The sequence below is a fragment of the Galactobacter sp. genome (genome assembly GCF_022712295.1).
Lineage (GTDB): Bacteria > Actinomycetota > Actinomycetes > Actinomycetales > Micrococcaceae > Galactobacter.
Genome location: NZ_JALAGT010000107.1, coordinates 1 through 10674, shown reverse-complemented (window position 1 = coordinate 10674; position 10674 = coordinate 1). Strand labels below are relative to the sequence as shown.

The 10674-nt window shown below is 66.4% G+C and carries 11 protein-coding genes; 3 read left to right on the top strand and 8 right to left on the bottom strand.

The genetic code is table 11. From position 1 onward, the window contains the following. Positions 1 to 112: 112 nt before the first annotated feature. Both Q0A15_RS08155 and Q0A15_RS08150 read right to left on the bottom strand, forming a co-directional pair. The gene (locus tag Q0A15_RS08155; protein ID WP_291279031.1) at positions 113 to 655 is read right to left on the bottom strand and encodes a hypothetical protein; all 543 of its coding nucleotides are present in this window, start codon (positions 653 to 655) and stop codon (positions 113 to 115) included. Between the two features lie 165 nt (positions 656 to 820). Then, entirely contained in the window at positions 821 to 1750 is a 930-nt protein-coding gene (locus Q0A15_RS08150) for a GTP-binding protein (protein WP_291279030.1), read from the bottom strand. 85 nt (positions 1751 to 1835) lie between these two features. On the opposite strand from Q0A15_RS08150, the gene ykgO reads away from it, so the two are divergent. Beyond that, entirely contained in the window at positions 1836 to 1958 is a 123-nt protein-coding gene (gene ykgO, locus Q0A15_RS08145; protein ID WP_291279029.1) for a type B 50S ribosomal protein L36, read from the top strand. Between the two features lie 21 nt (positions 1959 to 1979). Here ykgO and Q0A15_RS08140 read toward each other — a convergent pair whose 3' ends face one another. Further along, positions 1980 to 2468: a DUF1990 family protein gene (locus tag Q0A15_RS08140; RefSeq protein ID WP_291279028.1), complete on the bottom strand. Its 489-nt coding sequence runs from the start codon at positions 2466 to 2468 to the stop codon at positions 1980 to 1982. Positions 2469 to 2622: 154 nt separating this feature from the next. Here Q0A15_RS08140 and Q0A15_RS08135 point away from each other — a divergent pair, with 154 nt between their 5' ends. Then, on the top strand, positions 2623 to 4077 hold the full coding sequence (locus Q0A15_RS08135) for a Na+/H+ antiporter NhaC family protein (RefSeq protein ID WP_291279027.1): 1455 nt from the start codon (positions 2623 to 2625) through the stop codon (positions 4075 to 4077). Between the two features lie 87 nt (positions 4078 to 4164). Here Q0A15_RS08135 and Q0A15_RS08130 read toward each other — a convergent pair whose 3' ends face one another. The 5 genes from Q0A15_RS08130 to Q0A15_RS08110 all read right to left on the bottom strand — a co-directional run bounded on the left by Q0A15_RS08130 (position 4165) and on the right by Q0A15_RS08110 (position 9276). After that, a complete protein-coding gene (locus Q0A15_RS08130; protein ID WP_291279026.1) occupies positions 4165 to 4596 on the bottom strand; it encodes a VOC family protein in 432 nt (143 codons plus the stop codon). Positions 4597 to 4994: 398 nt separating this feature from the next. Next, positions 4995 to 6185 (bottom strand): Gfo/Idh/MocA family oxidoreductase, encoded by a 1191-nt coding sequence (locus Q0A15_RS08125; protein ID WP_291279025.1) that lies wholly within the window; start codon positions 6183 to 6185, stop codon positions 4995 to 4997. A gap of 266 nt (positions 6186 to 6451) precedes the next feature. Next, a complete protein-coding gene (locus Q0A15_RS08120) occupies positions 6452 to 6934 on the bottom strand; it encodes an ASCH domain-containing protein (protein ID WP_291279024.1) in 483 nt (160 codons plus the stop codon). Between the two features lie 137 nt (positions 6935 to 7071). Continuing rightward, positions 7072 to 8067 (bottom strand): sugar phosphate isomerase/epimerase, encoded by a 996-nt coding sequence (locus Q0A15_RS08115; protein ID WP_291279023.1) that lies wholly within the window; start codon positions 8065 to 8067, stop codon positions 7072 to 7074. A gap of 3 nt (positions 8068 to 8070) precedes the next feature. Next, the gene (locus tag Q0A15_RS08110) at positions 8071 to 9276 is read right to left on the bottom strand and encodes a Gfo/Idh/MocA family oxidoreductase (RefSeq protein ID WP_291279022.1); all 1206 of its coding nucleotides are present in this window, start codon (positions 9274 to 9276) and stop codon (positions 8071 to 8073) included. Between the two features lie 196 nt (positions 9277 to 9472). Between Q0A15_RS08110 and Q0A15_RS08105 the strand changes: the two genes are divergently transcribed. Then, positions 9473 to 10519: a LacI family DNA-binding transcriptional regulator gene (locus Q0A15_RS08105; protein ID WP_291279021.1), complete on the top strand. Its 1047-nt coding sequence runs from the start codon at positions 9473 to 9475 to the stop codon at positions 10517 to 10519. Positions 10520 to 10674 lie beyond the last annotated feature (155 nt).

Here is a 10674-nt window from a genome sequence, read left to right as displayed (position 1 = left end):
TCAGGGTCGCGGCGGGCTTCGACCGCCAGTCGGGTCGCTCGCTCCCGAAGCTCTGCTGGGTACTTCCGTGGTGCTGCCATGAGGGGATCCTTCCAGGATGTCAGGCTTCCCCTCAATCAAACCCGGGACGATTCATTCCTTGCACCCCTGGGACTGCGATGTACCTGTACAGGTAATTCCAGGCCGGTCCGGTCGCATAGAAGAGACGATCACGTAGGTCGGGGTGCAGGGGACCGTTGACGGTTGCGAGGCCGGCATCGGTCAGGGGCATCACGGCCCGACGTTTGTACCCGTCTCCGCCGTGCTTGGACATCACCAGCTTCATCTGTGCGGGAGCGAAATGGGTCCATGGAATGGGGCCAACGCCGCGCAGCGTCAACCCGTTCGGCTCCAGGATCACGTCGAACGCGTCGTTGGTCCGGGACCTGTTCATGGAACGCAGCACGAAGGCTGGGATCAGCAGGGCCAACCCAGCGATCACAACGACGGCGACTGCGCCGATGATGATCTGGGAGTGGATGTGTACGCCCACCAGCCACAGGACGAGCACGGTCAGCACCGCTGCGACCAAGACCGAGTAGCCGAAGATCAACACGACTTTTAGCAGAGTGCGCACGCCGCGCGAGTACCCGGTCTCGGTTCCGGCCAGGCGCACCCAGCCTTGTTGCTGCAGTTAAGCTGACGCTGTCTCGAAAGGAGGCATTCTTCGAGGCTACCGGAGGACGCTCAGCCGTTCATCGGGGCCCAGGCAGGGAATGGGTCGGGGTATGTGGCCCAGGCATGAGGGCCCTCTTCGAGCTCGGCGTCCGTGAGGGTCGCATCATCCAGCGCAGCCCCGCAGGGCGGGCTCGTCGAGGTCCAGACCGATCAGGGCCAGGTCCTGCCCCAAGGCCAGGAGTTCGTCGTCAGGCTGCAGTGTTGCCGAATCCTGCATCGGTTCCAGACTCATGAGTGAGCCGACGTGCTGCCACCCCGCAGTCACGCCGGGGCGGGTGGACAGCCGCAGGAAGCCGGCCGAGCGGACGAGGCGGCCGAAGTGTCCATGCTCGATGTGGTCTTCGAAGAGCTCCACGAACCGCCGCGGGTGCAAGGGACGTATCTGTTCCCATCGCAGAACTGACACGGACGGGTGCGCCACCGGGACCGAGTCGTCGTTGAGCACGTGGACCCATCCGGGTCTCTCGCTGTGCGTGGGGATCGTCGAGGCAGGCCCGGAATCCTTCGGGGTCTCCAGGAGCAGCGTCGCCTCAGGTGCGAGCGCCGTGATGAGCCCGGTGATCCGACCCAGCTCGGCGGCCTCGAGGTACTCGGTGTTCACCAGTGCCACGTGGGTGGAGTACTCCAGCTGCGTGGCGGTGATGGCGGCGATGCCGGTGTAGTCCACTCCTGGCCCGTCGGCCGGTACGGGGAGGTAGGACTCCGACGCCAGGTCCGCGAGGAGGTGAGCCACGTCCACGACACAGATCAGGCGGGTGAGCCGCCCTCCTTCCGGCGTCTCGGCCAGCCGGGCGATGATCTCTTCAACCGGCACGGAGGCGGGGAACTCCAGGATGGCGGAGGTGTCGAGGTCGGCGCCCGGAATGCGTAACCAGGGGATGAGGGACGCAGCCTCGTCGATGGGGTCCGGGACGAGGCCGAGCCTGCCGGCGGACCAGAGCGCATCCCCGGTGAGTGCAGCGAGGTCGCGGGCGAAGGCGCTACGTTCCCGTGCGCACGTTCCGACGACGGCGGTGGTCTTGATGATGTCCACGTCGATCTCCTTGTCTGAGTCTGCCTGAGTGAGTGCCCATGTACGATGGTGCCATAATGCTAACCATTCTCAATAAGGAGGTGACATGAAGGTCAGGAATTCGTTGGCATCGCTCAAACGTCAGCCAGGAGCGCAGGTGGTTCGTCGCAAGGGACGCACCTATGTGATCAACAAGCGCAACCCGCGCTTCAAGGGGCGCCAGGGTTGACGAAAGTGGACTCGACGTCCGTCAGCGCAGCGCCCTGAAGTAGCGCCGTCGCACCAGCCGCTGAACCACCCGAAGCACCGGGAAAGCGAGCCTCCAGGGCATCGATTTCGACGGCGCGGTGAGTGAGCGGATGGTCAGTGCCGCCACCCCGTCCTCTCTGGTCAGGATGAAGGCTTCCTCCCCGCGCACGGGGTGGCCGGGCAAGGTGCGGTAGGAGAAGGCCACCCTGTCCGGTTCCTCCACCACCTCGGTGACCTCCACCGGCTCGCGAATGACCCAGGCGCGGACGCTCTGGCGATCACCCGAGCGCACGGGGTCCGACGAGTCCACGCGGAACCCGCTGGCCGTCTTCACGCCCCACGTCAGCAGCCGACGTGCCGCCTCGTCCCATGCGAGGCCCGTTCCGATGGGCTCTCTTCGCTGAAAGACCCGGTACCCATGCGCGCTGGGTGCCCAGGTCGGTGCGAGCAGTGAAAGGTTCTCGGAGTCGGGGTGGTTGGTCTCTGGCATCTGTCCAGGCTAATGCCGCCCTGGCACGGGTAACCGATTGTTGGCCCGAAATACAACAGTGGTAGATCTGGAGGTAAACCATCGGCACGGAACCGCGCATTCGCGGCATCACCGCCGTCGGTACCCAACCTTCACCAACTTCCTCGGAGCCGTCTTGTCATCCATCCAAAGAGCACCACTGAAGATGTACGGAGGTGCGCTGGGCGGATCCGTCCCGCTGCTGCTGTTCATCGCCGGCATGATCGGGCTGACCATTTCCGGCGGTGCGGATATGCCGGTGTTCTGGGCGGTGGCCTGGATCGCCTGCGTCATCGGCTTCTTCTTCGCAGCCTCCAAGAGCGACTACTGCAGCGCGCTGATCCGTGGCATCGGCAATTCCAACGGCGCCGTGGTCATCACGCTCTACTTCTTCGCAGGCGTCTTCGGTCAGCTCCTGAAGGAGGGTGGGCTCGTGGAGGGCCTGCTGTGGATCGGCACGGAGTTGCATGTGACCGGCGCGGCCTTCGCGGTGCTGGCGTTGATCTGCGCCATGGCCTTCTCAGTGGCCACCGGAACATCCGTGGGCACGGCCGCGGCCATGACGCCCGTCCTCTATCCAGCGGGTGTCATGCTCGGCTGTGACCCCGCCGTCCTGGCGGTGGCGATCTTGGCCGGCGCCGGCTTCGGTGACAACTGCTCCCCACACTCCGACACCACGATCGCCTCCGCAGCCAGTCAGGGGGCCGAGATCAAGGATGTGGTCAAGGCGCGCATCCCGTTCGTGCTGATTGCTGCGGCCTTCTCCATCGTCTTTGTGCTTGTCTTCGGTGGCGGCGGCGAGGTCACCGCGAAGAACACCCCCGGCACCGAGACCAACCCATGGGGCCTGTTGATGTTCCTCAGCTTCCTGGTGCTCATCTTCGTGGTCTTCCGCAACAGGCACATGATCGAGGCCTTCATCTGGGGCATCATCGCCGCTGTGATCCTTGGTCTGGTCACCAACGGATTCAGCTTCGGCGACATCTTCCACTTCCCGGCGGTGAAGGGGGATTCCTCGGGCTTGGTCCAGGACGGTATCGCGTCCGTGGCCAACACGATGATCTTCGTGTTGATCATCCTCGGACTGTCCCAGATCATGGTGGAGGCCGGAGTCATCCAGAAGCTGCTGCAGTTCTGCGGACGCTTCGTGAGGGGCAAGCGTTCAGCGGAGCTGGCGATCATCGGTGTGACCACAGCGGTGTCGGTGCCGATCTCCCACAACACCGCCGCGGCACTCGTGGTGGGTCCCGGCTTCGTGAATGCGATGGGCCGAAAGTTCGGCATCGCTCCGTCCCGGCGCGCCATCATGATGGACTGCTCGGTGACCTCGTTGTACTTCACGATTCCCTGGCACAGCTCGGTGATCACGTGGTTCGGGATGCTCACCATCGCCTCGCATGACTGGAACATTCCGCTGCCGTCCCTGTGGACGTCCTTCATGAACCCCTACGCCTGGGGCCTGTTCATCGTCACCATCATCGCTGCGCTGACCGGCTGGAAGCGCAAGGCCGTTGGCCCGCACGACGTGGATGCTGACGAGGATCCCGAGCACGGTCACCTCAGCCGAGTCGACGGTGAAGTCCAGGGCTGAGTCCACCGAGAACGCCGATGGATGGTGCCATTCCTCGGCGTTGACGGGTGGCACACCCGGGTTTGCCGGGTGTGCCACCTCGCCGGCTCAGTCCTGGGCTGCTGTGCTTTCCTGCGCTCCGCGATAGGTTCCGAAGCTCCAGAGCACACCCTCCGGGTCCTGCACGCTGAAGTCCAGGGAACCGTAGTCCTGTTCGGTCAGCCCCATGATCTCCGTGGCCCCAGCTGCGATGGCACGGTGGTAGAGCTCCTCGACCTTCTGGGTTGCGATGTAAATGGATGCCGCACCCACGCCGGTGTTGGTCATGACACCCTCGTCGCGACGGGACCCGAGCATCACCCCTCCACCTCCCTCCGGCCACATGAGCTCCGCATGATCGATCAGCTCGGGGTTGTCGGCGTTGGAATACTGGGCGGCGACCTCGAAACCGAAGGCCTCCTGCAGGAACTTGATCTCGGCCCGTGCGTCTCGGACGCGGAACGTGGGCCAGACGTTGGAGTTGTGCTGGTTCGTGGCCATGGCTTGCCTCCTGATCTTCGTGGACCGATGTCGTTTTCTCGGCCCGTCAGCCACCATCCTGGACGTGCATTGCAACGGTGGTCTTGAACAAATGGGAACTACTCGTAGTCAGAGCCTCCGTGTCGGGAGCCTCTGGCCACGATGAACGTCAGGTTCCCTGACGGCAGCCCGAGGTGGGTCCCGGCCCGTGCCCCGCTGACGTCGTAGCCGACGTAGTCGCCCACGAATGGTCGCCGGCGCGGGTGGGGACTGCGTACCAACGCTTCCGTGCTCGCCCCGGACATGCGCACAGTGTATTCCCGATGCGCCGCAGGCGCGCCCGGTGTCCGACGGCATGGGCCCACCTACGAGAGGTAGGCGGGCCCCGCCGTCGGACAGGGAAATGCACCGATGGATGATCAGACCGTGGTGCGACCGGTCACCGGGGCGACCTCCACCCACCGACCCGACTCGGCGGAGGCCAAGGCGGCGGAGGCGATCTCGGCCGCGGCCCAGCCGTCGGCCGCTGAAGGAGCAAGCTGCCGGCCGGTGGCAACGGACTCGAGGAACTGAGCGGCCTCAATGGTCTTCAGGTCGTCGAAGCCCATACTGCAGCCGGGGCCCGGCTGGAAGGCGGAGAAGCCGGGGAAGGACGGGCCCGCCATGATGTTGCGGTACCCGGCCTTGTCATCAGCCAGAAGCAGTTCGTTCATGCGCTCGAAGTTCCATCGGGCGCTTCCGCGCGTCCCGTAGACCTCGAGCGTGTACTCGGAGTGCGGGCCGGTGGCCACGCGCGTGGATTCGAAGACCGCCACCGCGTTGCCCTCCAGCTGGGCCATCACGGCGGCGTAGTCCTCGTTCTCGACGGTGCCCTTGGGGGCGTTCTCGCGCTCGCCGTTGTCGCCGAGCGTGAAGCGGTTGGTATCACCGGCGCCGGGGAGGGGGCGTTCCGGAATGAAGGTGCGGGTCAGCGCAGAGACCGACTTGATGGCGCCCACCGTGTACTGCACCAGATCGAAGCCGTGGGAGAGCAGGTCCCCGAAGACACCGGAGCCGGCCTTGGCATTGATGAAGCGCCAGGTGAGCACGTCGAGGGGGTCGTTGGAGTAGTCGGCCATGAAATTACAGCGCACGTTGGTGATGGTGCCCAGGCTGCCGTCCCTGACGAGCTGACGCAGCTTCTCCACGGCCGGGACATGTCGGTAATTGAAGCCCACGGAAGTCACCAGCCCCGCGGCCTCGGCGGCCTGGGCGATCTCCTTGGACTCCTGTGCGCCGCGGCCCATCGGCTTCTCGATCCAGAACGGCTTGCCGGCCGCGATGGTGTCCATGGCAATCTGGTGGTGAAGGAAGTTGGGGGACGCGATGGAGACGATGTCCACCTCGGGATCCGCGAGAAGGTCGTGATAATCGGCCACGGCGCGGCGGTAACCCAGGGCGTCCGTGGCATGGTTGCGGCCGCCCTCGTCAGGATCGGCAGCGACGACGAGGTCGGCGCGGGCGGCCAGATCGGGGAAGTGGCGGGGTGCCGCCAGGTACGCGTTGGAATGGAGTCTGCCCATCCATCCAACCGAGATCAGACCGACGCCGAGGCGCTTGGATGTGGTCATGGGTTCCTCCTTGAACCTGCCCAGTGTTCGTGCGCCCTGTAGCGCGCCCCCGCTGAACATATCTGTCTTAATGTCCTTACATGACAGTCAAGCACAGTTTGGTTGAGTGCGCACAGGTGCAGCCAATCGCTGTGCCGGCGAAGCGCATTCCGCCCAGACTTTCCGCCAGCGCAGCATGGAGAAACCATGCGGTCATGAAGGAATGTCTGGGCAGGGCGGGGCACCATTGAGCTGCTGCGGCTGCAGAGCCTCGGCTGCGGCGCAGATCAGGCGGGTTGGACGTCTTCACGGGGCGCCCAGACCACCTCGAAGCGCTCGCACACCACGGGCATGTCGAGGGCGAAGCCGCGTGGATCGGTGGAGTAGTGCTCCCAGAAGTACCGATGCCCTTGCTGCCAGTCGGCCAGGGTGCGGTCGCCCTCACCCTCTGCCGCGGCATGGTCTGCGGTGACCTCGTTGAAGGGGACGATCTGGACATCGGTGGTACGGATCAGGGCGCGCGGAACATCGCGACCGTCCAGGATGATGCTGAGAGAGCCCGGCTCGGGGACCGGTTCTCCGTCGTGCTCGCAGTCCCAGAGCGAGGAAGCGGTGCCGGTCTTGATGCCCCGGAGCACAAGCTCCAGGAGGTCGTCAGCGTGCTCGGGTGTGGCGCCGAACGCCCAGGCCTCCGGGCGTTCTTCAGGTAGATCGGGGCGTGCGGCCCGAGCCTGCTGCCAGAAGCGGTCCACGGCATGTGCGCTGTTCATGCCATCCATCATGCCGGTTCTCCCGTGGTTCCCCGGAGCAGCGACGCCCCCCAGGCTTTCCGTCGCCGCCCCGTGGAGAAACCATGCTGCGGTGACGGAAAGCCTGGGCGTCAGTGGCCGGTGGTCGGCAGGGGGGATCAGAGCGCGGCGTCGGCGGCCTTCAGCACCTCGGCTGCGACCTGCACACCCTCCTCGCGACCCAGCGAGACGTCCTCGTGTTCGATGTTGACGTACATCTCCGGGTCCACGGCATGCAGTGCACGCAGGAACTCGGTCCAGTAGGCGGTGTCGTGTCCCTTGCCCAGGGCAACGAAGTCCCACGCCGCGTTCTTGGGCCACTCGTTGGCCCACTCGTCGCCGCCCAGGTTGGTGCGTTCCTCGTCGGGGGAGAGGCGGCGGAAGGAGTTGTCCAGCACGCCGTTGATCGCGGCGTGCTCCGGGTTGACCCGCACGTCCTTCGCGGCGGCGTGGAAGACCAGCTCACCCAGGTGATTCACCACGGCCACCGGATCCATCTGCTGCCAGAACAGGTGGGAGGCGTCCAGCTCCACACCAACGTGCGTGGCGCCGGTGAGATCGATCAGCTTGTGCACGTCGGCGGAGTTGAACACCAGGTTCTGCGGGTGCAGTTCCAAGGCCACCTTCACGTCATGATCGGCGGCGAAGCGGTCCATCTCCCGCCAGAACTCGGCGGCGACGTCCCACTGGTAGTCCAGCACGTCCAGGGAACCGGAGTTCCAGGCGTTGACGATCCAGTTCGGGTGTGTGGTGCCGGGTTCGCCACCGGGCAGGCCGGACATGGTGACCACGCGGTGCTGGCCCAGGCGCTCGGCGAGCAGGATGGAACGGCGCACGTCCTCGGCGTGCTTGTTGCCGATGGCACGGTTGGGGTGTAGCGGATTGCCGTTGGCATTCAACCCGGCGATCCCGACCCCGGTGCCGTCGAACGCGCCCAGGAAGTCGTCGCGAGCGGTGTCGGAGACCAGGATGTCGTCATAGGTGGGGATGTGGACCGCGGGCAGGAAGCCGCCGGAGTTCAGCTCGAGTCCGGTGAGCCCCACGCTCGCCACGAAGTCGATGGCCTCCTGCAGGGAGCGGTCATGCAGGATCGCGTTGTACAGGCCGAGCTTCATGGCTCAGACCTCCTTCTCTGCGCCGTGCTCCGCGGCGGAGCGGGAGACGGCGTCGATCAGTTCCATGTTGCGCAGGCCGTCGGCGAAGTCAGCGTTGCGGGGCAGCGAGTCGGACTCCGGGAAGCCGGCGATCTCTTCCAGGAAGGCGCGGGCTTGGTAGACGAAGCCCTCGTTCTGGCCCACGGCCACGCCGGGGGCGTCCATGGCCAGGCCGTCCTTCCAGTACGGTGCGCCGGGGCCGAGGACCACCTCGCGGTAGCCGTTGAAGCCTGCCGGCTCATCGGCGCCGGCGGCGAGATGCAGCTTCAGCAGCCCGGGGGAGCGGAAGTCGAAGGACGCGGACCCCTTGGAGCCGAAGACCTCAACGGCCAGGCCGTTGGGGTTGCCTGCGGCGACGCGTGACATCTGCAGGGTGGCGGTGGCTCCGTTGGAGAGGTCGCCGGAGAAGGCGGCGACGTCGTCGTTCTCCACGTCCTCGTATTCATCCGACACGGCCGTCTTCTCGTGGCCGACCACGGCGCCGAGCGGCTTGGGGCGGCGCTTGATCACGGTGGACAGGGTCGCTCCACGAACCGTGGTGAACTCGCCGCCACCCACGAACTCGGCGAGGTAGGTCAGGTGGGAACCGACGTCGGCCAGGGCGCCGGAGCCGTTGGGTCCCTTGTATCGCCAGGCGATGGGCGCCTGCGGGTCGGAGCCGTAATCGGTCCAGTAGACGCCGGAGACGTTGTAGATGTCTCCGAGCACGCCCTGGTCCACCAGGGACCGGATCGCGGCGAAGCCGGGGGAGCGGCGGAAGGTGAGGCCCACGCGGGCCACCAGGCCGCGCCCGGCGGCCGCGTCGGCGGCGGAAGCCATGGCGCGGGCGTCCTCGAGGGTGTCGGAGAGGGGCTTCTCGCACAGGACGTGCTTGCCGGCGGCGAGGAGGCCCTCCACGATCTCGCGGTGAAGCTTGTTGGCCACGACCACGGAGACCACGTCGATGTCCGGGTCGGCGGCGATGGCCGTCCAGTCCGTGTCGTGGCGGCTGAATCCGAAGCGCTTCGCCGTAGAGGCCGCGAGCGGCTCGTAGGCATCGCAGATGGAGACGTAGTTGAGATCCGGAAGGGTGGACTCGAACACGGTGGGGGCGGAACGGTAGGCGGCGGCGTGCGCCTTGCCCGCCATGCCTGCGCCGATGACGGCTATCCCTAAGGGCTTCGTTGCCATGGTGGGGATCCTCTCGAGGACGGGGTACCACGGCCCTCGAAACTAGGAGCAGGCCACGGTGCCGGTAGGATTCTGGAAGTCGTTCGTTGGAGCGCTCCAAAAGAGGGCTCGTGGATCGACTCTAGAGCCACAAACTTTGTCACGTCAATATGACTGATGGCGTGTTCGCCGTTGCCCTTCAGGAGGGAGCCTCCGCATGACCTCATCACGACCCACGATCTACGACGTGGCGAAGGCCGCCGGTGTTTCCAAGTCTCTGGTCTCCCTGGTGCTGAACGGCTCGGACAAGGTCTCCCCGACCTCCACCGCGGCCGTCCGTCAGGCCATCGCCGAGCTGGACTATCACCCCCGGCGTGCCGCCGCGGATCTGGCGGCCTCGCGCTCACACGTCATCGGTGTGCTCATCGACGAGTTCTCCAACCCCTGGTTCGTGGACGTGCTGGACGGGCTGGCGCAGCACATGGCCCCGCACGGGTACCGCTTCTCCGTGGTTGACTCTGTGGCTGCGGGCTCCCGGGACCCGCTCGCCACACTGCGCTCCCTCGGTGCCGATGGCCTGGTCGTGGCCCGCGACGTGGACCCCGGCGCACTCGAGAACCTCGCCGATCCCACGGTGGTCGTCGGGAGCCGCCTGCACGTCCCGGAATCGGTGCCCCTGGTGGCCAACGATGACGCGGCCGGTGCCGCGCTCGCCGTCGGGCACTTGCGGGAATTGGGGCACACGCGCCTGGCGCACCTGGCCGTGCCGGGCGGCGCTGGGTGTGCGCGGGCCGCGAGCTTTGCCGAGCAGGTCCCTCACGGCATGGTGCGACAGACGGGCGAGGGCACCGGGACGGAGGCCGGCGGCTACCGTGCCGCGTTGGATCTGCTGCGCGAGAACCCCGAGATCACGGGGATCTTCGCGGCGAATGACCTCGTCGCCATCGGCGCGCTCGGCGCCGCCCGCGAGCTCGGGTTGCGGGTGCCTGAGGACCTCTCCGTGGTGGGCTATGACGACACCGACCTCGCTGCGACCCGTCTCGTTGACCTCACCACGGTGGACGACCGCTCCCGCGACGTCGGCGCGGAGGCCGCGCGCGTGCTGCTGGCCCGGCTGGAGGCCGGGGACGCGGCGTCGGGCACTGGGGTGTCGGGTGCCGGGGCGTCGAGTGGCAAGGCGCGGCGAACCCTGCCCGACGACGCGGCGCAAGTCCTGCTCCCGCCTCGCCTGGTGGTGCGGGGCACCACGGCGCCGCCGCGCTGACTGCGCAGCTCGTTCAGGTGGGACGGTCGCAGACTGCCCAGGCTTTCCGTCAAGGCAGCATGGGGAATCCATGAGGTCATGACGGAATGTCTGGGGAACATCGGTGCGCTTTGGTGGGGTTTGATGGGGTGCGGGCTCGGGAACCGGCCTTGACG